The organism is Pelomonas sp. SE-A7 (assembly GCF_030345705.1).
Classification (GTDB): Bacteria; Pseudomonadota; Gammaproteobacteria; order Burkholderiales; family Burkholderiaceae_C; genus JAUASW01.
In genome coordinates, this window is the sequence record NZ_JAUASW010000001.1 from 1,045,643 (window position 1) to 1,071,103 (window position 25,461).

Sequence of the window (25,461 nt, forward strand, 5' to 3'; positions counted from 1 at the left end):
CCTCCAAGCCATGCCCAGCCTGACCGATCTCTTTGAACGGGTAGAACGCTTGCTGCTGCGCCATGAGGAACTCAAGCGCACCAACGTCCTGCTCCAGGAGCAAGTGCAGGCCCTCACGCAGGAGCGCGACAGCCTGCGCTCCCGGCTGGGTGCCGCGCGCTCGCGCATAGACGCGCTGCTTGAGCGCCTGCCTGTTGAAACCACCGACACCGGAAAGACGGACTGAGCACCATGGCAATGAAGCAGATGGAAGTCACCATCATGGGCCAAAGCTACCTGCTTGGCTGCCCCGACGGCGGTGCCGATACTCTGGGCCGCGCCGTGGCACAGGTTGATCGCGAGATGTGTGCGATTCGCGATGCCGGCAAGATCAAGGCGCGCGAGCGCATTGCCGTGCTGGCCGCACTGAATCTGGCTTACCAACTGGCGGAACAGGCCGGCAAATCGACGGTCAGCAAGGCCCCCGCCGCGGCCCCTGCCAGCGGCGAATCGACGGCCGGCGGCACGGAGTTTGAAACGCTGATGAAGCGGCTGGATGAAGCCCTGTCGGAAGACGGTCAACTGCTCTGAAAGCCCGGGTGACGGCGCGTAGAATCCGGCCGGTCCATCGCGTTCGCGCAAGTTTTATATTTCCTTGAACCGATGCTCTCTGAGCAAGGGCTTGGAACATTGCCCGGCTGGCGTGATCGTCTCGCGTCAGATGAACCCGATGTCGGGCTGACCTCGCCCACCTGAATCACCCTGGGTTCAGGAATGCGGCTTGCGGCTCGCGGTGGACACCCCCTCTTCTTCCCGTCCAACACCGACCCAGCGAGGCCCGCGGTGAACTATTGGCTGATGAAGTCCGAGCCGGACGAATGCTCGATCGATGACTTGGCTGCTGCGCCCAAGCAGACCGTGCCCTGGATAGGCGTACGGAACTACCAGGCCCGCAATTTCATGCGCGACGGCATGCAGGTCGGGGACGGCGTGCTGTTCTATCACTCGTCCTGCCCAGCCCCTGGTATTGCAGGACTGGCCGAGGTAGCCAGCACGGCCTATCCGGACGCCAGTCAGTTCGATCCCAAGAGCCCGTATTTCGATCCCAAGGCCAAGCTCGAGGAGCCGCGTTGGCTGCATGTGGACGTCAAGCTGCGCCGCAAGACCCGGCTGCTCGGCTTGTCCGAGATGCGAGCGGCTTCGAAGCTGGCCACCATGCGCACGCTGCAAGCAGGCAACCGGCTTTCGATCACTCCGGTATTGCCGAGCGAGTGGGCCGAGGTCTGCCGCCTGCTTGGCGTTTGATGGATCCCCTACTGTTCGTCGAGCTGCTGAGCCTGGGCCTGGTTGCCGGCTTTCTGGCCGGTCTGCTGGGCATAGGCGGCGGCATGCTGATGGTGCCGTTGCTGACCGCCCTGTTGTCGCAGCGTGGCGTGGGCGCCGACATGGCCGTCAAGATGGCGATTGCCACCTCGATGTCCACCATCTTGTTCACTTCAATTTCCAGCGTGCGTGCACACCACAAGCGCGGCGCGGTGCGGTGGGATGTGGTGCGCAGCCTGGCGCCCGGCATCCTGGTTGGAGGTTTGCTGGCCGGTGCCGGGATCTTTGCCTTGCTGAAAGGCGCCTGGCTGGCCTTGGTCTTTGCGCTGTTCGTCGGCTTTTCGGCGTTCCAGATGCTGCGCGACAAGAAGCCCGCGCCCAGTCGCCAATTGCCTGGCGCCAGCGGATTGTTCGGTGTAGGCACAGGAATAGGCCTGCTGTCTGGCCTTGTAGGTGCCGGCGGCGGCTTCATTTCAGTGCCCTTCATGGCATGGTGCAACGTCGCCATTCACAACGCCGTCGCCACCAGTGCAGCACTTGGCTTCCCGATCGCCCTGGCCAACACAGTCGGCTACCTGATAGGCGGCCGGCACTTGCAACCCGCCCTGCCAGGCGCCTTTGGCTACCTCTATCTGCCGGCGCTGGTGGTGATAGCCCTGGCCAGCGTTTCCATGGCTCCGCTTGGCGCCAAGGCCGCGCATGCCATGAACGTCAGCCAGCTCAAGCGCGCCTTCGCCGGCCTGCTGTTCCTGCTGGCGGCCTACATGCTCTACAAGGGATTGGCCGGCTGAATCAGGACAGCACGGCGAACGGGATCGAGGCCAGCACCACCTGGTTGCCGCCACGTCGCTGAGCCTCCAGCACCGCAGCCTCGCTGGCCGCAAGCAGATCTTCCTGCCGCGAGGCCGTATGCGGGAAACTGGCCACGCCCAATGACAGCGACAGGCCGAGGTCTTCACCGTTCAGGACCACGATCTGCGCCATGCATTGGCGGCGCAGTTGCTCCATACGTGCGTGGGCCGTAGCCAGCCCAACGCCAGACAAAAGTACCGCGAAGCGCTCTTCGCCGACTCGACAGGCCGCATCCATCGCACGGGTGTTGGCTCGCAACATCCGGCCCACACCTTCCAGCATGCGCTGTTGCGCCTCCGCCCCCAACTCGCCCATCTTGGTCGGCGATGCGTCGATGGCAATCATCACCAAGGCAAACTCGCGATGCTCGCGGGTCGAGAGATCAATCTCGCGCAACAGCTGGTCATCGAACTGAGCCCGCAAGTAAAGGCCAGAGACATCGTCGCGACCACTGCCTTTCTGCAGATCACGCCTGAGCTGTTCCAGCGCCTTCTGTTGCTGCTCGATCTGTTGCAATGCGCGTTGCAGATGGCTTTCGCGATGCCTTTCCTCGGTGCGTTCAGTCCACAGCGCCATCAAATATTCAGTGCCGATCGGGGCGCGGGTCACGGTGAACTCTCGGCGGCGCCCACCCAGCTCGAGCTTGTGCTCGCTGAGCACCATGCCGCGCTGAGCCAGTACCGACTGCTCGGCCCGGCGCATGGCGACCACTTCGTCGGCCCGCATCAAGTCGTTGTCGGTACTGCCGACAATCTGCGCCTCGCCCTTGTCAAACAGCATGTCCATGCCTGAGCTGGCATAGACATAGCGGCCATTTGCGAGTGACTTGACGCTGACCATGCTGCCCTGCGGCTCGATCAGGCTGAGCAGCCTCAACGCGGCCTCGTGCTCGCGCGAACCCAGGCCGCCGAGCCATTGACCGAACAGGCCAGCCGGAGGCGGTGTCACGCCAGAGTCAGAAGCAGTCGTGTCCATGAGCCCTCGAATGGCCGGCCTAGCGCACCGCGAAGCCGGCAGCAAATCCCGCTTGTACAAGCCGGTTTGGTCGAATGTAGGTGCCGCGGGAACGAGGCATCAAGTGCCAAGGGCGCTCCATGCAACACAGCTCCCTAGCTTGTCGGGCAGGGATGCTACCGATATTCGACCGTCCGGCGGCCTTGCGCCGGGCAATGTTCGCACCGAAACAGTGGTCTACAGCCTCGGAAAAGCACCCGTCTGAGGGGGCTGAACCGCGCTTGGCCGGCACCGCAGGCCGCTCGGCGACAATTGCGGCCCCATGCAAAGCTTCGATCTAACCATTGTCGGCGCCGGCGCTGCCGGGCTTTTTTGTGCCGGCATTGCCGGCCAGCGCGGCCTGCGCGTGCTGTTGATCGACCATGCGGCGAAGCTGGCGGAGAAGATCCGCATTTCCGGCGGCGGTCGCTGCAACTTCACCAATCGCGAAGCCGGGCCATCAAACTTTCTTTCGGACAACCCCGCTTTCTGTCGCAGCGCCCTGGCCCGCTACACCGCCAAGGACTTCATAGGCCTGGTTCAGAGACATGGCATCGCCTTCCACGAGAAGCACAAGGGCCAGCTGTTCTGCGACGACTCCGCCGAACAGATCATCCAGATGCTGCTGCTTGAATGTGAGGCTGGAGGCGTGGAGCGCTGGCAACCATGTACCGTTGCGGATGTTCGCCGAGTCGATGGCGGCTTCGAACTGGAGACGTCGCGGGGCCTGGTCTCAAGCCAGCGAGTCGTCGTCGCCACGGGCGGTCTGTCCATTCCGAAGATCGGTGCCAGCGACTGGGGGCTGCGCTTGGCCCAACGCTTCGGTCATCGCCTCGTCGAGCCCCGCCCCGCCTTGGTGCCGCTGACCTTTGCGCCCGAGGACTGGGCACCGTTTGCCGATCTGGCGGGCTTGTCGCTTCCGGTTGAACTGAGTTGCGGCCAAGGCAAGGCTCGCGGCCGATTTTTCGAGGATCTGCTGTTCACCCATCGAGGTCTCAGTGGCCCGGCCATTCTGCAGATCTCCAGCTTCTGGCATGAAGGCCAGGAGTTGCAGCTCGACTTGGCACCGGAACATGACTTGGCCGATGTACTCGGCGAGCTCAAGGCCGGCTCGCGCCGTCACCTCGCCAACGAAATTGCCGCCCTGCTTCCCCAGCGCCTCGCCCAGGCTTGGCTGCAGCGCCTGAAGCTGGACGCCACGCGCCCGATGCCCGAATGCAAGGACAAGGACCTACTTCAGCTGGCCGATTCGCTGAAGCGCTGGCGGCTGAAACCAAACGGCAGCGAAGGCTGGCGCAAGGCTGAAGTGATGCGTGGGGGAGTCGATACCCGCGAGCTGAGTTCGCAGACCATGGAAAGCCGCCTGGTGCCTGGCCTGCATTTCATTGGCGAAGTCGTCGACGTGACCGGCTGGCTGGGTGGCTACAACTTCCAGTGGGCCTGGTCCAGCGCCGCAGCCTGTGCACTCTCGGTCGATGCCATCCCCTCGGCTAACTTGGCCGGTAGTTTGGCAAATTGATTGTTTTCGGGCTACAATCCACGTCTTTGCTAGCAAAACCCTGCGTGTCGATTCGGAAGCGGATTTCCGGAAAGTCTGCTTGAGGGGCTGCATCCAAAGGCGATTCTTGATGAATGGCCGGCGAATCAGGCAACTCTCGAACACCGAGCGCATTAATAGGAATCACTGTTTCATGACCACCATTCGCGTCAAAGAGAACGAGCCTTTCGATGTGGCACTGCGCCGCTTCAAGCGCACCATTGAAAAGCTGGGCCTGCTGACTGATCTGCGCGCCCGCGAGTTCTACGAAAAGCCCACTGCTGAGCGCAAGCGCAAGAAGGCCGCCGCCGTCAAGCGCCACTACAAGCGCGTTCGCAGCATGCAGCTGCCCAAGAAGCTGTACTGATTCCTCCGGGAACCAAGCTTCGCGCGGGCCCGATCTGATCGACCCGCGAAACAAAGAAAGCCCGAGCAGGACGCTGCCACGGGCTTTTTTTATTGGCCGACGCCCGATCTCACCAAGCTAGAAAGTCCGACATGAGCCTCAAAGACCGCATCACCGAAGACATGAAGGCCGCCATGCGAGCCAAGGAAATGGAACGCCTGGGCACGATCCGCCTGCTGCTGGCCGCCGTCAAGCAGAAGGAAGTCGACGAGCGCGTCGTCGTCGATGACACCGCCCTGGTGGCCATCGTCGACAAGCTGATCAAGCAGCGCAAGGACTCGATCAGCCAATTCAGCGCCGCCGGTCGCCAGGACCTGGCCGACAAGGAAACGGCTGAACTCAAGGTGCTGGAAGCCTACCTGCCGGAGCGGCTGTCAGCCGACGAGATCACGGCCGCCGTGGTCGCCATCGTTGCTGAGCTGGGCGCCAAGGGTCCGGGCGACATGGGCAAGGTGATGGGCGCCGTCAAGGCCAAGCTGGCTGGCAAGGCCGACATGGGCCTGGTGTCGGCGGCGGTCAAGGCCGCCCTGGCCCCCTGAGGAGCCCGGCATGACGGAACTGCCGCTCCAACAGCTGGCCCCGGACTTCTGCACCGCCCCGCAGCTGACGCCCGAAGCCATGGCAGCCATTGCGGCGGCCGGCTTCAAGAGCGTGATCAACAACCGCCCGGACTTCGAGGGCGGCCCCGACCAGCCGACCAGCGAAGCCATGGCGTCGGCGGCCCGCGCCGTCGGCCTGGAATACCGGCATCTGCCGGTGTCCGGCGGCTATCAGTCGCCGGACGAGATCGCCGCCATGCGCGCACTGATCGACACCCTGCCCCGCCCAATCCTGGCCTTCTGCCGCTCGGGCGCCCGCTCCGGCAAGCTCTTCCGCTCGGCTGAAGCTCTCTGATAGGGCTTACCCTGAACGGACCCAAAACGCGGTCCGAGCACCATTCCGAATCGCTACAGTGCATCCAGGCCACAGCCCGTGGCAGTGATGTGCCGTAGCGATATTCGTGAGCGATGTTCCGGATGAGAGACGGCCCCGCCCCGCACTCTCACCTGGAACCCAAGGATGAATGCCCTGCTAGCCATTGCCAGGGGCATAGACAGTCTGAATGACCGCTTCGGCAAGCTTGCCGCCTGGGCCGTCATCCTGTCGTGCTTCATCAGCGCCGCCAATGCCGTCGTGCGCTACGGCTTCGACATCAGCTCGAATGCTTTCCTCGAAATCCAGTGGTACCTGTTCGCCGCCTGCGTGATGCTGGGTGCGGCCCAGGTGCTCCGCGTCAACGAGCATGTGCGCGTCGACCTGATCTACAGCCGCCTGAGCAGCCACGGGAAGGTCTATGTGGACCTGTTCGGCCTGCTGGTCTTCCTGCTGCCGGTGATGGCCTATGCGGGCTGGCTGTCCTGGTCCTTCTTCCTGGTCAAGCTGACCACGGGCATGCGTCCCGATGACAGCGTCAACAGCCTGGGCCTGATTGCCTACGTCTGGAAGCTGTTCAGCAGCGGCGAGGTGTCGAACAACGCCGGCGGCCTGATTCGCTGGCCCGCGGCGCTGATGCTGCCGCTGGGCTTCGCCCTGGTCTGGCTGCAGGGCCTGGCCGAGGTGATCAAGCGAGTCGGCTGGCTGACGCACAGGTTCGAGATGGATACGCACTACGAGAGGCCGCTGCAATGATGGCGATGGAGAATTTCCCCCCGCTGATGTTCGCGGGCCTGATTGCCATCATGCTGATCGGCTTTCCGGTGGCCTTCTCGCTGGCCGCGCTGGGCCTGGCCTGCGGCTTCTTCGCCGTCAGCCAGGGCTGGTTCCCGCCCGAGTTCATGGCGGCCCTGCCGCAGAACGTGTTCGGCATCCTGTCCAACGACCTGCTGCTGGCCATTCCCTTCTTCACGATGATGGGCTCGCTGCTGGAGAAATGCGGCCTGGCCGAGGACATGTTGGACTCCATGGGCCAGTTGTTCGGCCCGGTGCGCGGAGGCCTGGGCTACTCGGTCATCATCGTCGGCTTCATCCTGGGCGCCATTACCGGCACCGTGGCCGGGCAGGTGATCGCCATGGCGATGATCTCGCTGCCGGTCATGATGCGCTACGGCTACAACATGCGCTATGCCACCGGCGTGCTCGCGGCCTCGGGCACGATCACGCAATTGGTGCCACCGTCGCTGGTGCTGGTGGTGCTGGCCGACCAGCTCGGCCGCTCGGTCGGTGACATGTACAAGGGCGCCTGGGGCCCGTCCATCCTGCAGGTCGTGATCTTCGCGCTCTACACCTTCGTGCTGACGCGCCTCAAGCCGCACCACCTGCCGGGCGTGCCCAAGGAAGCGCGCACGCTGCAAGGCTGGGCGCTGTGGGCCAAGTGCCTGCGCGGCATCATCCCCTCGGCAATCCTGATCTTTGCCGTGCTGGGCAGCATGGGCGGCCTGCCGGGCATCAACACCGCCATCTGCACGCCGACCGAGGCCGGCGCCATGGGTGCCGTGGGCGCCTTCATCCTGGCGGCCATGCACAAGAGGCTGACCTGGCCACTGGTCAAGGAAGCCATGATTGGCACCATGCGCATCACCGCCATGGTGGTCTTCATCCTGATCGGCTCGCGCACCTTCTCGCTGGTCTTCCAGGGTGTGGAAGGCGGAGTCTGGATCGAGCACATGCTGTCCACTCTGCCTGGCGGCCAGACCGGCTTCCTGATCGCGGTCAACGTCTTCATCTTCTTCCTGGCCTTCTTCCTCGACTTCTTCGAGATCGCCTTCATCATCCTGCCCTTCCTGGGCCCGGTGGCCGACAAGATGGGCATAGACCTGGTCTGGTTCGGCGTGATGCTGTGCGTCAACATGCAGACCAGCTTCATGCACCCGCCCTTCGGCTTTGCGCTGTTCTACCTGCGCGGCATCGCGGACACGCTGTTCAAGAACGGCAGCCTGCCCAAGAAAGTCGAGTCCAGCGACATCTACATGGGCTCTATCCCCTGGGTGTTCATGCAGCTGATCTTGGTGGCCATCGTGATCTTCTTCCCGGTCACCGTGACGGCCTTCCTGGAGAAGGAGAAGGCGGTCGACATGAACAAGGCGGCCGAGATGCTGCAGAACATCGACGGCGGCCGCAGCGAGGACAAGCAGGACGACTTCAGTCAGATGTTCAAGGCCGACGGCGCGGCGTCGGCTGCATCGGCGCCGGCATCGGGCGCCTCGTCGGCCACCCAGGCCGAAGAGGATCCGGCCGAAGCCATCCGGCGTGCCCTGCAGCAGGAAGCCGGCAAGAAGTAGTCAAGCGGACGGGCCTGGTTGGCCCGCCCATGAAAAACGGGCGCCATGGCGCCCGTTTTCTTGCCAAGCACTAGGGCTCAGAACTTCTGCGACTGCATGAAGTCGTCGAAGCCGGCTTCGGCGATCTTGAACCACAGATTCTGGTCGCGGCGGAACACGGCCATGTCCTCGTAGACCTTCTTCCAGTTCGGATTCTTGGCCGACAGCTCGCTGTAGATCGCCATCGATTCCTTGAAGGCGGTTTCCATCACGTCGCGCGGGAACTTGAACAGCTTGGTACCCGAGCCGACCAGTTCCTTCAGCGCGCCGGGGTTCTTGGCGTCGTACTTGGCCTGCATGTCCACATGGGCCATGGCAGAAGCCGCCTCGACCACGGCCTTGTACTCGGCCGAGAGCGAGTCGAAAGCCTTGGTGTTGATGAAGAAGTCCAGCTGCGGGCCGCCTTCCCACCAGCCGGGGAAGTAGTAGTTCGGCGCGACCTTGTTGAAGCCCAGCTTCTTGTCGTCATAGGGGCCGACCCATTCGGCGGCGTCAATCGTGCCCTTCTCCAGCGCCGAGTAGATCTCGCCGCCAGGGATGTTCTGCGGCACGCCGCCCATGCGCTCCAGCACGCGGCCGGCGAAGCCGCCGATGCGCATCTTCAGGCCCTTGATGTCGGCGATGGACTTGATCTCCTTGCGGTACCAGCCACCCATCTGGGCGCCGGTGTTGCCGCCCAGGAAGTTGATGATGTTGTAGTTCCGGTAGAACTCGCGCATCAGCTTCAGGCCATTGCCTTCAACCATCCAGGCGGTCATCTGGCGGCTGTTCAGGCCAAACGGCACGGCACAGCCCAGGGCAAAGGTCTCGTCCTTGCCGAAGAAGTAGTACGGGGCCGTATGGGCCATCTCGACGGTGCCGTTCTGCACGCCGTCCACCACACCGAACGCGGGCATCAGCTCGCCGCCGGCATGGACCGAGATCTGGAACTTGCCGCCGGTCATCTCGCTGACCTTCTTGGCGAACACGTCGGCGGCACCAAAGATGGTGTCCAGCGACTTGGGGAAGCTCGAGGCCAGGCGCCACTTGATGTTGGCCTGGGCATGAACGATGGCCGGTGCAGCACCGGCGGCCAGCACGCCGGCAATACCGGCGCTGCGAACAAAGGAACGACGCTCCATCTCTCTTGTCTCCTGATGTGGGAATGCGGTCGAAAGCCGACCGATTCTAGGAGTCGGGCTTGACCCCGATTTCACCGGGGAAACCCGCGCGAGAAAGCGCCGCGAGCGTAAGCCGAGCGTCAGTCAGCTGCCGGCCAGCTTCATGCGCTCGATCAGCACCGAGCCAATCGTCTTGGTGCCCAGCGTGTACTGGTCGGTGCCAATGCCGACGATGCGCTGGAACATGTCCTTGAGATTGCCGGCGATGGTGACCTCGTGGACCGGGTAGGCGATCTCGCCGTTCTCGACCCAATAGCCGCTGGCGCCGCGCGAATAGTCGCCGGTCACGTAGTTGACGCCCTGCCCCATCAGCTCGGTCACGAACAGGCCACGGCCCATGCGGCGCAGCATGGTCTTGAGGTCGTCGCCAGGCGCCGTCATGCGGCTCTTCATCACCAGGTTGTGCGAGCCGCCGGCATGGCCGGTGGTGCGCAGGCCCAGCTTGCGGGCCGAATAGGTGGACAGGAAATAGCCCTGCAGCACACCGGCCTCGACCACGCTGCGGGCGCGGGTCACCACGCCTTCGTCGTCAAAGGGCGAGCTGCCCTTGCCCTTGAGCACATGCGGGTCTTCGTCCACGTCGATATGCGAGGCCAGCACCAGCGTGCCCAGGCTGTCGAGCAGGAAGCTCGCCTTGCGGTAGAGCGCGCCGCCACTGGTGGCCTGCACCAGGGCACCGAGCAGGCCGGCCGCCACCGTGCTTTCGAACAGGATGGGCACCTCGGCCGTCTTGACCTTGCGGGCCTTCAGCCGCGACAGCGCGCGCTCGGCGGCATAGCGGCCCACGGCCTCGGGCTTGGCCAGATCCAGCGCGTCGCGCATCGAGCTGTACCAGGCATCGCGCTGCATGCCGGCACCGCGTCCGGCTATTGGAGCGACCGAGATCGAATGCCGCGAGCTGGCATAGCCACCGCGGAAGCCGCGGCTGTTGCCGGTAATGAAATGCGATTGCTGGGCCGAGACGGCCGCGCCTTCGGAATTGGTGATGCGCGCATCGGTGGCGAAGGTCGCTGCCTCGCAGCGCAGGGCCAGGCCGGCGGCTTTCTCGGCCGTGATGTCCCAGGGATGGAACAGGTCCAGCTCGGGCCGGGCCGCCACGTCCAGCGACAGATCCTGCTCATCGGGCAGGCCGGCCACCGGGTCTTCGGCCGTGAAGCGGGCGATGTCGAAGGCCGCCCTCACCGTGTCCTTGATCGCCTGAGCCGAGAAGTCCGAGGTGCTGGCATTGCCACGGCGCTGACCCAGGTAGACCGAGATGCCCAGCGACTTGTCACGGTTGCGTTCCACGTTCTCCAGGTCGCCCTTGCGCACCGAGACCGACAGGCCGCAGCCCTCCGAGACTTCGGCCCCGGCGTCGCTGGCGCCCAGGCGCTTGGCCTCCCCCAGTGCATCCTCTACCAGCTGGCGGAACTGGTCCTGGCTGTAGGCGAAACCATGGGTGGCGGAGGACGTCTTGGAGGTGGACATGAAAAGCTGGGGCGAGGTGGGGCGCTTATCATACGGGCCCGTTGTTCCCCTGAGCCCCAGCGCGTTCTAGCTCCCCCACCATGCGACATCACGAAGCCGAACCGGCGTTCGAAGACGACGATTTCGATCGTCCCAGCAAGAGCCAGAAGAAGCGCGACATGCACGACCTGCAGTCGCTGGGCGAAGACCTGCTGACCCTGCCGGCCAGCCGGGTCGAGCCGCTGAACCTGCCCGAGATCCTGCTGGATGCGGTGCAGGCGGCCAAGAAGATCACCAATTTCGAAGGCCGGCGCCGCCAGATGCAATACATCGGCAAGCTGATGCGCCGCATCGACCCGGAGCCCATCCGCGAGGCCGTGGCCGCCTTCAAACTGGGCCATGCCCAGGACAGCCTGGCCCTGCACCAGGCCGAGCGCTGGCGCGAACGGCTGATCGAGAACGACGCGGCGCTGCAGGAATTCATCGCCGAGTTTCCCGGCATCGACGTGCAGCAGCTGCGCAACCTGGTCCGCGCCGCACGCAAGGATGCGGCCGGCGTTCCCGAAAAGCGCAATGGCCGCGCCTTCCGCGAGCTGTTCCAGCTGGTCAAGTCCACGCTGAAAGCAGCGCCTGACGAGACAGACGAGGCAGCCGACGATGAGTGAGGCGGGCCACGATGCGGTCCGCATCGGCATCGTCTCCATCAGCGACCGCGCCTCCACCGGCGTCTACGAAGACAAGGGTCTGCCTTCGCTGAAGGACTGGCTGACGGCCGCCCTGCTGAACCCCATCGAGTTCCAGCCACGCCTGATCCCCGACGAGCGCGAGCAGATCGCCGCCACATTGCGGGAACTGGTCGATGAGGCCCGCTGCGACCTGGTGCTGACCACCGGTGGCACTGGCCCTTCGCCGCGCGACGTGACGCCAGAAGCCACGCTGGACGTGGCCGAGCGCGAGATGCCGGGTTTCGGCGAGCAGATGCGCCAGATCTCACTGCACTTCGTGCCTACGGCCATCCTTTCGCGCCAGGTCGCCGTGATACGCGGCCGGACCCTGATCATCAATCTTCCGGGCCAGCCCAAGGCCATTGCCGAGACCCTCTCCGGCCACGAGAAGGCCAGCGGCATCTTCGCCGCTGTGCCCTATTGCCTGGACCTGATCGGCGGCCCCTACCTCGAAACCCGCGAGGAGGTCTGCAAGGCCTTCCGCCCCAAATCCGCATTGCGAGCCACGAAATGAAGATCACCAAAGACACCGTCGCCACCCTGCACCTGAAGGTGGCCGACGCCAAGGGAATGCTGATCGAGGCCTCCAAGGAGCCCATGGCCTGCCTGATCGGCGGCTACGGCAATACCTTGCCGGCCATTGAGGAAGCGCTGGAAGGCCAGGAGGCCGGTTTCCAGGCCACGCTGAACCTGAGCGTCGAGCAGGCCTTCGGCCCGCGTGACGAAAACCTGGTGCGACTGCTCGCCAAGAAGGACTTCCCGCCCGGCGTCAAGGTCGGCGGCCAGCTGGAGCTGCGCGAAAGCGCCAACGGCGAGTTCAAGCTCTACAACGTGGTCAAGGTCAAGGGCGACACCGTCCACCTGGACGGCAACCATCCGCTGGCCGGCATGGCCTTGAAGGTGATGCTCAAGGTCGCCTCGGTGCGCGCCGCCTCGGCCGAAGAAGTGGCCCATGGCCACGCGCACGGCGACCACGGGGTCCATCACTAAGTCAGGCTATTTGCTGACCAGCTGATTCAGCTTGTCGGCCTCGAAGCTCTCGGTCAGCGCGGCATCGGTAGGCACGCAGTCTTTGCGTGCCGCGCCGGCCGACAGGGTCTCGATGGCCTTCCACAGCATGGCGATCTGGTGCTCATGGCCGGCGGCGTTGTCGATCAGGCCCTTCATGGCCTGGGCGACCGGATCGTCACCCGCGGTGACGCCATAGGCCGAGAAGCCCATCTTGGCCGCCGCCTCCTCGCGGATCGCATCGGCCTGGGCCTCGATGATGCGAGCCGGGTTGCCCACGGCCGTCGCGCCTGCAGGCACAGGCCGCGTCACCACGGCCCCAGATCCCACACGGGCGCCGGCACCGACCGTGAAACCGCCCAGCACACAGGCGTTGGCACCGACGATCACACCGGCCTCCAGCGTCGGATGGCGCTTGGCACCCTTGACCAGGGCCGTACCTCCCAGGGTCACGCCCTGGTAGATAGTGCAGCCGTCGCCCACCTCGGCCATCTCGCCGATGACGATGCCCATGCCGTGGTCGATGAAGACCCGGCGGCCAATGGTGGCGCCCGGGTGGATCTCGATGCCGGTCAGGAAGCGGCCGAAGTTGGACAAGGCCCGGCCGGTCCACTTGAGGCCATGGGTCCAGCACCAGTGCGAGAGCCGGTGCAGATGCAGCGCATGCAGGCCCGGATAACAGGTCAGCACCTCCCAGGTCGACCGGGCAGCCGGATCGCGCTCGAGGATGCAGGCAATGTCTTCGCGGAGGCGCTGGAACATGGTGGTGGACCTGGGTCCTGACAGAGGGCTGGCCAGTGTAGCGACCGGTATCAACCCTTGCCGGAACCTGCCTTGCCTGCTTTCAGCATGCTCCGTGCCACGCCACGCAGGATGTGGACTTCCTCGGCCGTCAGCTCGGCCCGGTTGAACAGCTGGTTCAGCCGCGGCATCAGCTTCTTGGGCGCGGCCGGGTCCAGATAGCCTATGGCCTCCAGGCCCTGCTGAAGATGGTCGAGCAGGCCCTGGACTGCCTGGCCGTCGGCCAGTTGCGGATCTGAAGTCCGAGGTTCGACGGCGAAACCACCCAGCGCCTGGCGCAGGTCGTAGGCCAGCAGCTGCACGGCCTGGGCCAGGTTCAGCGAGCCGTAGTCGGGATGGGTGGGAATGGAGAGCACCGCGTGGCAGCGGTAGACGTCCTCGTTGCTCATGCCATAGCGCTCGGAGCCGAACACCAGGCCCAGCTTGTGGCTGCCGGCAGCCAGCTCAGTGAACAGCGAGCGCGGCTCTCGCGTCGGTGGTCCGAAGTCCCGCGGCGTCATCGCCGTGGCACAGGCAAAGCTGACGCCGTCCAGCGCCTCGGCCAGCGTGTCGACGATGCGGGCCCGGGCCAGGATGTCGGCCGCGCCGCTGGCCATGGCCACGGTTTCCTCCTGGCACAGCACATCGGCAAAACGCGGCTGTACCAGCACCAGCTCGGAGAAGCCCATCACCTTCATGGCCCGGGCGGCGGCGCCCACATTGCCCGGGTGGCTGGTCTGGATCAGGATGAATCGTGTGGAATCCACGGCGCGGGTCATGGGCTCTCGGCTAAAATGCCGCGATTATCCGTGGCCCCATGCCGCTCCTGCGGCGCCACGACGCTCTTTTCCTCCGCCAGTCCACCTCACCCTTTCTCACGATCCAGGGTCCCCAAGCATGTCGCAGCAAGCCACTCTCCATCCCATGCTCAATGTCGCCGTCAAGGCGGCGCGTGCAGCCGGTGCCATCATCAACCGCGCCTCGCTGGACCTGGACATCCTGAAGATCAACAGCAAGTCGCCCAACGACTTCGTCACCGAGGTGGACCACGCGGCCGAAGAGGCCATCATCGACACCCTGCTGCAGGCCTACCCTGACCACGGCATCCTGGCCGAAGAGTCCGGCCGCACGCGCGGCAACAAGCATTCCGAATTCGTCTGGATCATCGATCCGCTGGACGGCACGACCAACTTCATCCACGGCTTCCCGGTCTATGCCGTGTCCATCGCGCTGTCGCACCGCGGCGTGATCCAGCAGGCCGTGGTCTATGACCCGGCTCGCAACGACCTGTTCTATGCCACCAAGGGCCGCGGCGCCTTCCTGAACGACAAGCGCCTGCGCGTCTCCAAGCGCACCCGCATGGGCGACGCCCTGATCGGCACCGGCTTCCCGTTCCGCAAGGGCGACAACTTCAAGCGCTATGTGAAGATGTTCGAGGAGGTCATGCAGCAATGCGCCGGCCTGCGCCGCCCGGGCGCCGCCTCGCTGGACCTCTGCTACGTGGCCGCCGGCTACTACGACGCCTTCTTCGAAACCGGCCTGCAGCCCTGGGACCTGGCGGCCGGCTCGCTGATCATCACCGAGGCCGGTGGCCTGATCGGCAACTTCACCGGCGAGAGCGACTACCTGCATCAGCGTGAGGTCGTGGCCGGCAACCCCAAGATCTATGGCCAGATGGTCCAGATCCTGGCGCCCTACACCCGCGTGATCAAGGCTGAGGACGAAGCCGCTGCAACGCCCGCCGAAAAGCCGGCCAAGACGGCTGCCGATACGGTGGCCGACGCCGCAGCCCCCAAGAAGCGCGCGCCGGTGCGCATCAAGAAGACGGACGACGGCGCCCCGGTCTAATAAACTCCGCCGCCACGACTCCCAGCAAAGCCCTCGGTCGAGGGCTTTGTTCATTGCACGTCCGATTTCTGCCTCGATGAGCCCAGCCGCCGCCCCAGCCGACTTCAGCGCCCACACCCCGGTGATGGCCCAGTACCTGCGCCTGAAAGCGGCGCATCCGGACGACCTGGTGTTCTTCCGCATGGGCGACTTCTACGAGGTGTTCTACGACGACGCCCGCAAGGCCAACCAGCTGCTGGACATCACGCTGACCACGCGCGGCCAGAGTGCCGGCGAGCCGGTGGTGATGGCCGGCGTGCCAGTGCATGCGCTGGAGAGCTACCTGGCCAAGCTGATCAAGCTGGGGGTTGCCGTCGCAATTGCGGAGCAAGTCGGCGATGTGGCCACCAGCAAAGGCCCAGTCGAACGCAAGATCGTCCGCGTGGTCACGCCGGGCACGGTCACCGACTCCGAGCTATTGGCCGACAAGCAGGACTCCATCCTGCTGGCCGTGTCCAGCCACGGCAAGAGCTTCGGCCTGGCCTGGCTGTCGCTGACCCAGGGCCAGATCGGCCTTTCGGAATGCAAGGAAGCCGAGCTGGGCTCCTGGCTGGCGCGACTGTCGCCCGCCGAGGTGCTGGTGGACCGTGAACGTCAGCCGGGCGCCGTGCTCGCCGCACGACTCCCGATCACCAACCGGCCGTCCTGGCAGTTCGACACCCAGCTCGGCAGCCGCAAGCTGTGCGAGCAGTTGGGCGTGGCCAGCCTGGCCGGCTTCAATGCGCAGGAACTGACGGCCGCGCAAGCTGCAGCCGCCGCGCTGCTCAGCTTCGCCGAGCACACGCAGGGCCGCGCCCTTGCCCATGTGCGCAGCCTGCAGGTGCAGCGCTCGGGCGAGCTGCTGGACCTTCCGCCGGCCACCCAGCGCAACCTGGAGCTGACCCAGACCCTGCGCGGCGAAACCTCACCGACCCTGCTCTCGCTTTTGGACTCCTGCCGCACCGGCATGGGCAGCCGCGCTATGCGCCACTGGCTGCTGCACCCCAAGCGCGAACGCGCCGAGGCCATGGCTCGCCACGGCGCCATCGATGCATTCCTGCACAGCGGCTTCGAGCGGCTGCGCGAGTCCATGCGCCATGTCTCCGACGTGGAGCGCATTGCCGCCCGCACCGCTCTGCGCCAGGTCAGGCCGCGCGAGCTGACCGGCCTGCGGGCCACCCTGCAGACCCTGCCCCAGCTGATGTCCACCCTGCCCGCCGGCAGCCCACTCATCGATGAACTGTCTGCCGGCCTGGCCGCTTCGCCGCACATCGAGGAACTGCTGCGCCGCGCCATCGCCGAAGAGCCGGCCGTGCTGATGCGCGACGGCGGTGTCATCGCCACGGGCTTCGACACCGAGCTGGACGAGCTGCGCGGCATCCAGGAAAACTGCGACGCGTTCCTGCTGGACCTTGAGACCCGCGAGCGGGCCCGCACCGGCATCGCCAATCTGCGCGTCCAGTACAACAAGGTCCATGGCTTCTACATCGAGGTCACGCAAGGCCAGGTCGACAAGGTGCCGATGGACTACCAGCGCCGCCAGACCTTGAAGAACGCCGAGCGCTACATCACGCCCGAGCTCAAGGCCTTCGAGGACAAGGCCCTGTCGGCCAACGAACGTGCTCTGGCCCGCGAGAAATACCTCTACGAGCTGGTGATAGACCAGCTGAACGAAGAGCTGGCCACGCTGACCCGACTGGGCCGTTCGCTGGCCAGCCTGGATGCGCTGGCCGCGCTGGCGGAACGCTCGGCCAGTCTCGGCTGGTGCCGGCCCGAGTTCGTCAACCAGCCCTGCATAGACATCACGGCCGGCCGCCATCCGGTGGTCGAGATGCGGCTGCGCGAGACCGGCGCGGGCGAGTTCATGGCCAACGACTGCCGGCTCGATGCCCGCACTCGCATGCTGGTGATCACCGGCCCCAACATGGGCGGCAAGAGCACCTTCATGCGCCAGGTGGCACTGATCGCCCTGCTGGCCGCCATCGGCAGCCATGTGCCGGCCAAGGCCTGCCGCCTGGGCCCGGTCGATGCGATCCACACCCGGATCGGTGCGGCCGATGACTTGGCCAATGCCCAGTCCACCTTCATGCTGGAGATGACCGAGGCCGCCGCCATCCTGCATGGCGCCACCGATGCCTCGCTGGTGCTGATGGACGAGATCGGCCGCGGCACCTCGACCTTCGATGGCCTGGCCCTGGCCGGCGCCATCGCCAGCCATCTGCACGACAGGTGCAAGGCCTTCACCCTGTTCGCGACCCACTACTTCGAGCTGACCGAGTTCCCGACCAAGCACAGCCAAGCGGCCAATTGCCATGTGGGCGCGGTCGAGAGCGGCGACGACATCGTCTTCCTGCACGAGATACAGCCCGGCCCGGCCAGCCGCAGCTATGGCGTGCAAGTGGCACGCCTGGCCGGCATGCCGTCCAGCCTGGTGCGCCAGGCGCGCGCCACGCTGGAGGCCCTGGAAAGCAAGGCAGGCGAGGCCGAAGCGCAGATCGACCTGTTCGCCGCGCCGCCGCCGGAGAACCCGGTCGCTGTCGCGGCCGAGACCAGCGCGCTCTACGAAGCGGTGCAAGATCTGGACCCTGATTCACTGACGCCGCGCGAGGCCCTGGAGGCGCTGTACCGCCTCAAGAACCTCGCCAAGCAATGAACGCCACGAAGACCCTCGTCTTTACGCATGCCAACGGCTTTCCCGCGGGCTGCTACCGCGTGCTGTTCGAGACCTGGCGTGCGGCCGGCTGGCAGGTCCATGCCCTGCCCATGGTCGGCCATGACCCGGCCTATCCGGTCACCAGCAACTGGCCGCATCTGCGCGACCAGCTGATCCACTTCATCGAGAGGGACGTCAGGCCCGAGGGCCAGGTCATGCTGGCCGGCCATTCGCTGGGCGGTGCACTGAGCCTGCTGGTCGCCTGCAAGCGGCCCGACCTCGCGGCCGGGCTGCTGATGATCGATTCGCCGGTAGTCAGCGGCTGGCGCGCCCACAGCATCCAGGTGATGAAGGCGACCCGGCTGATGCCCAGGGTCTCGCCCGGCAAGGTCTCCAGCCAGCGCCGCCACCGCTGGCCGGACCGTGCGGCGGTGCTGGAGCATTTCCAGTCCAAGCACAAGTTCGCTCGCTGGGACCCGCGGGTGCTGGCCGACTACGTGGCCTCGGGCTTTGTCGAGCGGGAGGACGGCGAGGTGGAGCTGGGCTTCACTCGCGAGGTCGAGACCAAGATCTACGACACCCTGCCTCACAACCTCGACCGCATCCTGGCCCGCCATGCACCGCGCTGCCCGGTGGCCTTCATCGCCGGCACCCAGAGCGAGGAGTTGCGCGCGGCAGGTGCTGCCGCCTCCAAGGCATTGGCCCGCCGGCATTTCGTCTGGATGGAGGGCAGCCATCTGTTCCCGTTCGAGAAGCCGGATGACACGGCGGCCCTCGCTCTGCAATTGATGAGCTCACTGGAGGCCGACGCCCGGGCCGGGCTGCGCTGAACCGGATTCGGGGGCAGAGCGCGTCGCTATAATCGCAATTTCCCACCACAGCGTCCGCACGGCCGGGCGCTGCAAGACAATGACCAAGTACGTCTTCGTCACCGGCGGTGTGGTGTCCTCCCTCGGCAAGGGCATCGCATCGGCCTCTCTGGCTGCCATCCTCGAATCGCGCGGCCTCAAGGTCACCCTCATCAAGCTGGATCCGTACATCAACGTTGATCCAGGCACCATGTCCCCCTTCCAGCACGGCGAAGTCTTCGTCACCGACGACGGTGCCGAGACCGACCTGGACCTGGGCCACTACGAGCGCTTCATCACCACGCGGATGAAGAAGAGCAACAACTTCACCACCGGCCAGATCTACATGTCGGTGCTGGAGAAGGAGCGTCGTGGCGACTACCTGGGCAAGACCGTCCAGGTCATCCCCCACATCACGAACGAGATGCAGGAGTTCATCCGCCGCGGTGCCGGTCATGGCACGCCGGACGCGGTCGACGTGGCCATCGTCGAGATCGGCGGCACGGTCGGCGACATCGAGTCCCTGCCCTTCCTCGAGGCTGCTCGCCAGATGAGCCTGAAGGCCGGCCCGAACAATGTCGCCTTCGTCCACCTGACCTATGTGCCGTGGATTGCCGCAGCCGGCGAGCTGAAGACCAAGCCGACCCAGCACACGGTGCAGAAGCTGCGCGAAATCGGCATTCAGCCCGACGCGCTGCTGTGCCGCGCCGACCGCCGCATTCCGGACGACGAGCGCGAGAAGATCTCGCTGTTCACCAACGTCCCCGAGTACGGCGTGATCTCGATGTGGGACGTGAACACCATCTACAAGGTGCCGCGCGTGCTGCATGAGCAGGGCCTGGACCAGTTGATCTGCACCAAGCTGCAGCTGAACACCAAGTCGGCCGACCTGAGGCGCTGGGACACGCTGGTGCACGAGGTCGAGAACCCGGCCACCCAGGTCACCATCGCCATGTGCGGCAAGTACACCGATCTCTCGGACTCGTACAAGTCGCTGAACGAGGCGCTGCGCCATGCCGGCATCCACAACCATGCCGGCGTCAAGATCGAGTACGTCGATTCCGAACAGCTGAGCAAGGACAACATCGACCAGCTCAAGCAGTACGACGCCATCCTCGTGCCCGGCGGCTTCGGCAAGCGCGGCGTGGAAGGCAAGATCCTGGCGGCGCAGTACGCCCGCGAGCACAAGCTTCCTTACCTGGGTATCTGCCTGGGCATGCAGGTCGCGACCATCGAATACGCCCGCCACATGGCTGGCCTCGAAGGTGCGAACTCCACCGAGTTCGATCCCGAGACCAAGCATCCGGTCATCGCCCTGATCGACGAATGGCAGGACGCCGACGGCAGCATCCAGAAGCGCGACGAGAAAAGCGACCTGGGCGGCACCATGCGGCTGGGCGCGCAAAGCTCGGACGTCAAGGCCGGCACCCTGGCCTATGACATCTACGGCGCTGTCGTGACCGAGCGCCACCGCCACCGCTACGAGGCCAACGAGCATTACCTCGACCGCCTGCAAGAAGCCGGCCTCGTGATCTCGGCCATCACCCAGCGTGAAAAGCTGACCGAGATGGTGGAGCTGCCGCGCACGGTCCATCCCTGGTACGTCGGTGTGCAGTTCCACCCCGAGTTCAAGTCCACGCCCTGGGACGGCCATCCGCTATTCACCGCCTTCATCAAGGCGGCGCTGGACCACAAGAAGGGCTGAGCGCCCATCCGCTGCCTGCGCTGCTCAAATGCTCAGCATCTTGTTCAGCGCTGGTAACGGATCGCTGGCAGGATGCTGCCCGAGCAGATTTTTTGACTCTTGGAGACATTTGAATGAGCGCCATTGTTGACATCGTCGGCCGCGAGATCCTGGACAGCCGCGGCAACCCCACCGTCGAATGCGACGTGCTGCTGGAGTCGGGCGTGATGGGCCGCGCTGCCGTGCCCTCGGGCGCCTCGACCGGCTCGCGTGAAGCCATCGAGCTGCGCGACGGCGACAAGAGCCGCTACCTCGGCAAGGGCGTGCTGAAGGCCGTCGAGCACATCAACACCGAAATCTCGGAAGCCGTGCTGGGCCTCGATGCTGCTGAACAGGCCTTCCTGGACAAGACCCTGATCGACCTGGACGGCACCGAGAACAAGAGCCGCCTGGGCGCCAACGCCATGCTGGCCGTCTCCATGGCCGTGGCCCGCGCTGCGGCCGAGGAATCCGGCCTGCCGCTGTACCGCTACTTCGGCGGCATGGGCTCGATGCAGCTGCCGGTGCCGATGATGAACGTCATCAATGGCGGCGCCCATGCGAACAATTCGCTGGACCTGCAAGAGCTGATGATCATCCCCGTGGGCGCCCCTTCGTTCCGCGAAGCGCTGCGCTGGGGTGCCGAGGTCTTCCACGCGCTGAAGAAGATCCTGCACGACAAGCACATCTCCACCGCCGTGGGCGACGAAGGCGGTTTCGCCCCCAGCGTCGAGAGCCATGAGGCCGCGATCCAGATGATCCTGGACGCCATCGACAAGGCCGGCTACACCGCCGGCGAGCAGATCGCCATCGGCCTGGACTGCGCCGCCAGCGAGTTCTACAAGGACGGCAAGTACGTGCTGGAAGGCGAAGGCGGCATCAGCCTCAGCTCGCAAGAGTGGACCGACATGCTGGCCACCTGGTGCGACAAGTACCCGATCATCTCGATCGAAGACGGCATGGCCGAAGGCGACTGGGACGGCTGGAAGATCCTGACCGACCGCCTGGGCAAGAACGTGCAGATCGTCGGCGACGACCTGTTCGTCACCAACACCAAGATCCTGAAGGAAGGCATCGACAAGGGCATCGCCAACTCGATCCTGATCAAGATCAACCAGATCGGCACGCTGACCGAGACCTTCGCCGCCATCGAGATGGCCAAGCGCGCCGGCTACACGGCCGTGATCTCGCACCGCTCGGGCGAGACCGAGGACAACACGATCTCGGACATCGCCGTCGGCCTGAACGCCGGCCAGATCAAGACCGGCTCGCTGTCGCGCTCGGACCGCATGGCCAAGTACAACCAGCTGCTGCGCATCGAGGAAGACCTGGGCGACGTCGCAACGTATCCCGGCCGCGACGCTTTCTACAACCTGAAGTGATGCCCCTCGCTTGCGGGTACGCGAGCGGTCCCCCGCGGGGACCCCTGCCGTCGCGGGGGTTGCCCCGCGACGACAGCTTCAAGTCGTCCTTGGGGCGGCCCGGCGGACGACTCGATTCCGACGATACACTCCCGCCGTGCGCGTTCTCAGCATCATCCTTGCCGCCTTTCTCCTGCTGATCCAGGGCCAGCTCTGGTTCGGCAAGGGCGGCATAGGACGCGGCGCGCAATTGCGCGAGGAATTGCGCACGGCCGAGGCAGCCAATGCCAAGGCCCGTGCCCGCAATGCGCAGCTCGAAGCCGAGCTGCGCGACCTGCGCGAAGGCCTGGAGATGGTCGAGGAAAAGGCCCGCTTCGAGCTGGGCATGGTCAAGCCCGACGAGATCTTCGTCCAGGTCCTGCGCTGAAGCGCTGCGTTCGCCATGGACGCCCTGCTGCTCTCGCTGCAACCGCTGTTCGCGCCTGCCTTCATGCTGCTGGGCAGCCCCATCACCTGGGCCGAGGTGATCGCCTTCGTGCTGGCGGTCTGGATGGTGGTCTGCAATATGCGCGTCCATGCCCTCGCCTGGCCGCTGGCCTTCATCAGCTCCCTGCTCTACTTCCTGCTGTTCTGGAGCGGCAAGCTCTACGGCGAAGCCTCGCTGCAGCTGGTATTTGCCGCCTTTGCGATCTGGGGCTGGTGGCAGTGGTTGCGCGGCAAGGCCGAGGACGGCTCGGCCCTGCAGGTGCGCCGCATGGGCCCGCGCGGCCGCTGGTTCGCCCTCGTGGCTACCCTGCTGGCCTGGCCGCTACTGGGCCTGTTCCTGGCCCGCCAGACCGATTCCAACCTGCCCTACTGGGACGCCTTCCCCACCGTGGCCAGCCTGCTGGGCCAATGGCTGCTGGGCCGCAAGTACCAGGAGAACTGGAGCGTCTGGATACTCGTCAACGCAGTCAGCGTGGCCCTGTTCGCCTACAAGGGCTACTGGCTGACCGTCGTGCTGTACGCGGTCTTCATCCCGATGTCGCTGGCTGGCTGGCGCGCCTGGCAGCGACAGCTTGCCCATGCCTGATGCGGCGCTTATCGTCGCCATCGTCGGCGCCGAGAGCAGCGGCAAGTCGACGCTGGCGCAGGCGCTGCACAAGAGACTGTCGGCCGAAGGCCTGCGCTGCGCCTTGGTGAACGAATGGCTGCGTGAATGGTGTGATCGCGAAGGCCGCACGCCACGCCAGGACGAGCAGTCCGGCATCGCCGCCGAACAGACTCGCCGCATCGAAGCCGCCGCTGCTTCGCATGAGCTGGTGATCTGCGACACCACGCCGCTGATGACCGCGGTCTACAGCGATTTCATCTTCGGCGACCGTTCGCTCTACCCGTCAGCGCTTGGCTTTCACAAGCGTTGCTCTGCCACCTTGCTCACCGCGCTGGACCTACCCTGGCTGGCCGACGGCCACCAGCGCCAGGGCCCTGAGGTGCAGGCGCCGATCGATGCACTGATACGCCGCAGCCTGCTCGACGTCGGCCTGGCCTGGTCGATAGTCGCCGGGCAAGGTGAGGCGCGTGTCGAGGCTGCCCTGGACCTGCTGACTCTGCTGCTGGCCCGGCCTGATCGCGCAGCCGGCCTGTTCACTCGGCTGCAAGCGCAACAGGCGGCACAAAAACCCTGGCGCTGGAGCTGTGAGCAATGCGACCAGCCGGAATGCGAGCACCGCCTGCTCGGTGATCGCCCGGCCTGATTCGCCCGCCCCTGTATCGCCCGGCAATAAAAGGGCAAACGTTTGGTCCCTAGAATCCGGCCCAGTCCCGCCGTCCGGATTCCGTCCATGCTGCTCACGCCGTTCCTGCGCCGCCCCCTGGTACTTGTCACCGCCCTGCTGCTCGCCGGCTGTGCCGCCTGGCAGACGCCCACCGTGCCGGTCAGCGTGCGCATCCTGGCGATCAACGATTTCCACGGCAGCGTCAAGCCCAGTCGCGAAGGCATCAACGTGACCGACCCCAGCGATCAGGGCAAGAAGGTCCAGGTCGCTGCCGGCGGCTCCGAGCTGCTGGCCAGTGCCGTCAAGCAGCTGCGCGAAGGGCAGCGCCACAGCATCTTCGTGGCGGCCGGCGACCTGGTGGGCGCCAGCCCCCTGCTCTCGGCCCTGTTCCATGACGAGCCGACCATACGCTCGCTGAGCCTGATGGGACTGGAGCTGAGTGCGGTCGGCAACCACGAATTCGACAACGGCCTGGACGAGCTGCTGCGCAAGCAGAACGGCGGCTGCCATCCCAAGGACGGCTGCAAGGGTCCCGAGCCCTTCAAGGGCGCCGGCTACAAATACCTGGCGGCCAGCACCATCGACCTCAAGACCGGCAAGACGGTGCTGCCGCCCTATGAGATCCGCCACTTCGACGGCATTCCCGTGGCCTTCATAGGCATGGCCCTGCGCGGCACGCCCGAGCTGATCAGCCCGGCCGCCGCCGAAGGCCTGCGCTTCGAGGATGAGGTCGAAACGGTCCACAAGCTGCTGCCCGAGCTGCGCGCCCAGGGCGTGGAGGCCTTCGTGCTGCTGATCCACGAGGGCGGCTATCCGACCGGCGGGCCCAATGAATGCCCCAGCCTCTCGGGCGCCATCGTGGGCCTGGTCAAGAAGCTGGATCCGGCCGTGGGCCTGGTAGTCAGCGGGCATACCCACAGGTCGTATGTCTGCCGTTTCGATGGCCGCCTGGTGACGAGTGCCGAGCGTTATGGCGTGATCGTCTCGGCGATCGACCTGAAGCTGGATCGCAAGACGCGTCGCATCGTCTCGGCCGAGGCCCACAACGAGGTGACCGACCCGGCCAGGTACGCCAAGGCGCCGGAGCAAACCGCCCTCCTGGCCGCTTACGAAACCCAGTCTGCCGCGCTGATCAACCGCGTCGTGGCCCGCATCGCCGAGACCATCGAGCAGCCGGCCGACCGCACTGGCTCCAGCCCCATGGGCCAATTGATAGCCGATGCCTACCTGGACGCCACGGCCGCGCCCCAGAACGGCGGCGCCCAGCTGGCCCTGGTCAACCAGACCGGCGTTCGGCGCTCATTGACCTTCCGCGGAGACGGCTCCATCACCTTCGGCGACATCTATGCGGCCCAGCCCTTCAAGAACGAACTGGTGACGCTGAGCCTGACCGGCGAGGAGTTGCGCCTGGTGCTGGAACAGCAATGGCGACCGCCTTCACAGCGCAATTCACCGCTGCCGGTGTCCAAGGGCTTCAGCTACAGCTTCGACGGCACGCGGCCACTGGGCCAGCGGGTGCTGGTCGAGACCATGAGGCTGAACGGCAAGCCCATCGACCTCAAGGCGGTCTACCGGGTCACGACCAATGACTACCTGAGCACAGGGGGCGACGGCTACACCAGCTTCGCCGCCGGCAAGTCGGCGCAGATCGGCAAGTCCGACCTCGACGCCCTGGTCGAGTACCTGGAGAAGCTGGGCGCGCCGGTGCGCTCGCCGGCCATGGACCGGGTCAAGCGCATCGACTGAAT

27 protein-coding genes and 1 other RNA gene are annotated in these 25,461 nt (G+C 65.5%); 23 read left to right on the plus strand and 5 right to left on the minus strand.

What is annotated here, in order from left to right; translation table 11 throughout:
* Positions 1 to 10 precede the first annotated feature (10 nt).
* The 5 genes from QT382_RS04585 (at position 11) to QT382_RS04600 (ending at position 2,093) form a co-directional block, all read left to right on the plus strand.
* Complete coding sequence (locus tag QT382_RS04585) at positions 11 to 226, plus strand: DUF904 domain-containing protein (RefSeq protein ID WP_289252865.1); 216 nt, start codon at positions 11 to 13, stop codon at positions 224 to 226.
* Between the two features lie 11 nt (positions 227 to 237).
* Positions 238 to 570, plus strand: coding sequence for a cell division protein ZapA (locus QT382_RS04590; protein WP_289254687.1), 333 nt, complete (start codon positions 238 to 240; stop codon positions 568 to 570).
* A gap of 30 nt (positions 571 to 600) precedes the next feature.
* A non-coding RNA gene (gene ssrS / locus QT382_RS21115) (6S RNA) lies at positions 601 to 781 on the plus strand.
* A 56-nt stretch (positions 782 to 837) separates the two neighbouring features.
* Positions 838 to 1,284, plus strand: a complete 447-nt coding sequence (locus QT382_RS04595; RefSeq protein WP_289254688.1) for an EVE domain-containing protein — start codon at positions 838 to 840, stop codon at positions 1,282 to 1,284.
* A complete protein-coding gene (locus tag QT382_RS04600) occupies positions 1,284 to 2,093 on the plus strand; it encodes a sulfite exporter TauE/SafE family protein (protein ID WP_289252866.1) in 810 nt (269 codons plus the stop codon). The genes QT382_RS04595 and QT382_RS04600 overlap by 1 nt, the downstream gene beginning before the upstream one ends.
* A gap of 1 nt (position 2,094) precedes the next feature.
* Here the strand turns inward: QT382_RS04600 and QT382_RS04605 are convergent, their stop codons facing one another.
* A complete protein-coding gene (locus QT382_RS04605) occupies positions 2,095 to 3,129 on the minus strand; it encodes a GGDEF domain-containing protein (RefSeq protein ID WP_289252867.1) in 1,035 nt (344 codons plus the stop codon).
* A 301-nt stretch (positions 3,130 to 3,430) separates the two neighbouring features.
* Here QT382_RS04605 and QT382_RS04610 point away from each other — a divergent pair, with 301 nt between their 5' ends.
* The 6 genes from QT382_RS04610 (at position 3,431) to QT382_RS04635 (ending at position 8,347) form a co-directional block, all read left to right on the plus strand.
* Positions 3,431 to 4,666 (plus strand): BaiN/RdsA family NAD(P)/FAD-dependent oxidoreductase, encoded by a 1,236-nt coding sequence (locus QT382_RS04610; protein WP_289252868.1) that lies wholly within the window; start codon positions 3,431 to 3,433, stop codon positions 4,664 to 4,666.
* Positions 4,667 to 4,838: 172 nt separating this feature from the next.
* Positions 4,839 to 5,051 carry a 30S ribosomal protein S21 gene (gene rpsU, locus QT382_RS04615; RefSeq protein ID WP_007833691.1) on the plus strand — a complete coding sequence of 71 codons (213 nt, stop codon included), beginning with the start codon at positions 4,839 to 4,841 and terminating at the stop codon, positions 5,049 to 5,051.
* A 131-nt stretch (positions 5,052 to 5,182) separates the two neighbouring features.
* Positions 5,183 to 5,629, plus strand: a complete 447-nt coding sequence (locus tag QT382_RS04620) for a GatB/YqeY domain-containing protein (protein ID WP_289252869.1) — start codon at positions 5,183 to 5,185, stop codon at positions 5,627 to 5,629.
* 10 nt (positions 5,630 to 5,639) lie between these two features.
* Positions 5,640 to 5,984 carry a protein tyrosine phosphatase family protein gene (locus QT382_RS04625; RefSeq protein ID WP_289252870.1) on the plus strand — a complete coding sequence of 115 codons (345 nt, stop codon included), beginning with the start codon at positions 5,640 to 5,642 and terminating at the stop codon, positions 5,982 to 5,984.
* A gap of 165 nt (positions 5,985 to 6,149) precedes the next feature.
* The gene (locus QT382_RS04630; RefSeq protein ID WP_289252871.1) at positions 6,150 to 6,758 is read left to right on the plus strand and encodes a TRAP transporter small permease subunit; all 609 of its coding nucleotides are present in this window, start codon (positions 6,150 to 6,152) and stop codon (positions 6,756 to 6,758) included.
* Positions 6,758 to 8,347 carry a TRAP transporter large permease gene (locus QT382_RS04635; RefSeq protein WP_289252872.1) on the plus strand — a complete coding sequence of 530 codons (1,590 nt, stop codon included), beginning with the start codon at positions 6,758 to 6,760 and terminating at the stop codon, positions 8,345 to 8,347. Before QT382_RS04630 ends, QT382_RS04635 begins: the two co-directional genes overlap by 1 nt.
* 77 nt (positions 8,348 to 8,424) lie before the next feature.
* Here the strand turns inward: QT382_RS04635 and QT382_RS04640 are convergent, their stop codons facing one another.
* Positions 8,425 to 9,507 (minus strand): TRAP transporter substrate-binding protein, encoded by a 1,083-nt coding sequence (locus tag QT382_RS04640; protein ID WP_289252873.1) that lies wholly within the window; start codon positions 9,505 to 9,507, stop codon positions 8,425 to 8,427.
* Positions 9,508 to 9,630: 123 nt separating this feature from the next.
* Positions 9,631 to 11,013, minus strand: a complete 1,383-nt coding sequence (pmbA, locus tag QT382_RS04645) for a metalloprotease PmbA (protein WP_289252874.1) — start codon at positions 11,011 to 11,013, stop codon at positions 9,631 to 9,633.
* Between the two features lie 80 nt (positions 11,014 to 11,093).
* Between pmbA and yjgA the strand changes: the two genes are divergently transcribed.
* From yjgA to QT382_RS04660, 3 genes are read left to right on the plus strand one after another with little or no spacing between them, the layout of a single operon-like run.
* Positions 11,094 to 11,657, plus strand: a complete 564-nt coding sequence (yjgA, locus tag QT382_RS04650) for a ribosome biogenesis factor YjgA (RefSeq protein WP_289252875.1) — start codon at positions 11,094 to 11,096, stop codon at positions 11,655 to 11,657.
* Positions 11,650 to 12,231, plus strand: a complete 582-nt coding sequence (mog, locus tag QT382_RS04655) for a molybdopterin adenylyltransferase (protein WP_289252876.1) — start codon at positions 11,650 to 11,652, stop codon at positions 12,229 to 12,231. Before yjgA ends, mog begins: the two co-directional genes overlap by 8 nt.
* Complete coding sequence (locus QT382_RS04660; RefSeq protein WP_289252877.1) at positions 12,228 to 12,707, plus strand: FKBP-type peptidyl-prolyl cis-trans isomerase; 480 nt, start codon at positions 12,228 to 12,230, stop codon at positions 12,705 to 12,707. The genes mog and QT382_RS04660 overlap by 4 nt, the downstream gene beginning before the upstream one ends.
* A 6-nt stretch (positions 12,708 to 12,713) precedes the next feature.
* Here QT382_RS04660 and cysE read toward each other — a convergent pair whose 3' ends face one another.
* Entirely contained in the window at positions 12,714 to 13,487 is a 774-nt protein-coding gene (gene cysE, locus QT382_RS04665; RefSeq protein WP_289252878.1) for a serine O-acetyltransferase, read from the minus strand.
* Positions 13,488 to 13,537: 50 nt separating this feature from the next.
* Positions 13,538 to 14,284, minus strand: a complete 747-nt coding sequence (locus QT382_RS04670; protein ID WP_289252879.1) for an RNA methyltransferase — start codon at positions 14,282 to 14,284, stop codon at positions 13,538 to 13,540.
* A 118-nt stretch (positions 14,285 to 14,402) separates the two neighbouring features.
* On the opposite strand from QT382_RS04670, the gene QT382_RS04675 reads away from it, so the two are divergent.
* From QT382_RS04675 to QT382_RS04715, 9 genes are all read left to right on the plus strand, one after another.
* On the plus strand, positions 14,403 to 15,353 hold the full coding sequence (locus QT382_RS04675; protein ID WP_289252880.1) for an inositol monophosphatase family protein: 951 nt from the start codon (positions 14,403 to 14,405) through the stop codon (positions 15,351 to 15,353).
* 76 nt (positions 15,354 to 15,429) lie between these two features.
* Positions 15,430 to 18,024, plus strand: a complete 2,595-nt coding sequence (mutS, locus tag QT382_RS04680; protein ID WP_289252881.1) for a DNA mismatch repair protein MutS — start codon at positions 15,430 to 15,432, stop codon at positions 18,022 to 18,024.
* Entirely contained in the window at positions 18,021 to 18,854 is an 834-nt protein-coding gene (locus tag QT382_RS04685; protein WP_289252882.1) for an alpha/beta fold hydrolase, read from the plus strand. The genes mutS and QT382_RS04685 overlap by 4 nt, the downstream gene beginning before the upstream one ends.
* Before the next feature lie 79 nt (positions 18,855 to 18,933).
* On the plus strand, positions 18,934 to 20,577 hold the full coding sequence (gene pyrG, locus QT382_RS04690) for a CTP synthase (RefSeq protein ID WP_289252883.1): 1,644 nt from the start codon (positions 18,934 to 18,936) through the stop codon (positions 20,575 to 20,577).
* A 113-nt stretch (positions 20,578 to 20,690) separates the two neighbouring features.
* On the plus strand, positions 20,691 to 21,977 hold the full coding sequence (eno, locus tag QT382_RS04695) for a phosphopyruvate hydratase (protein WP_289252884.1): 1,287 nt from the start codon (positions 20,691 to 20,693) through the stop codon (positions 21,975 to 21,977).
* 136 nt (positions 21,978 to 22,113) lie between these two features.
* Complete coding sequence (gene ftsB, locus QT382_RS04700; RefSeq protein WP_289252885.1) at positions 22,114 to 22,383, plus strand: cell division protein FtsB; 270 nt, start codon at positions 22,114 to 22,116, stop codon at positions 22,381 to 22,383.
* Between the two features lie 15 nt (positions 22,384 to 22,398).
* Entirely contained in the window at positions 22,399 to 23,028 is a 630-nt protein-coding gene (gene pnuC / locus QT382_RS04705; RefSeq protein ID WP_289252886.1) for a nicotinamide riboside transporter PnuC, read from the plus strand.
* Entirely contained in the window at positions 23,021 to 23,692 is a 672-nt protein-coding gene (locus QT382_RS04710; RefSeq protein ID WP_289252887.1) for an AAA family ATPase, read from the plus strand. Before pnuC ends, QT382_RS04710 begins: the two co-directional genes overlap by 8 nt.
* Positions 23,693 to 23,779: 87 nt before the next feature.
* Entirely contained in the window at positions 23,780 to 25,459 is a 1,680-nt protein-coding gene (locus QT382_RS04715; protein WP_289252888.1) for a bifunctional metallophosphatase/5'-nucleotidase, read from the plus strand.
* The last annotated feature ends 2 nt before the right edge of the window (positions 25,460 to 25,461 follow it).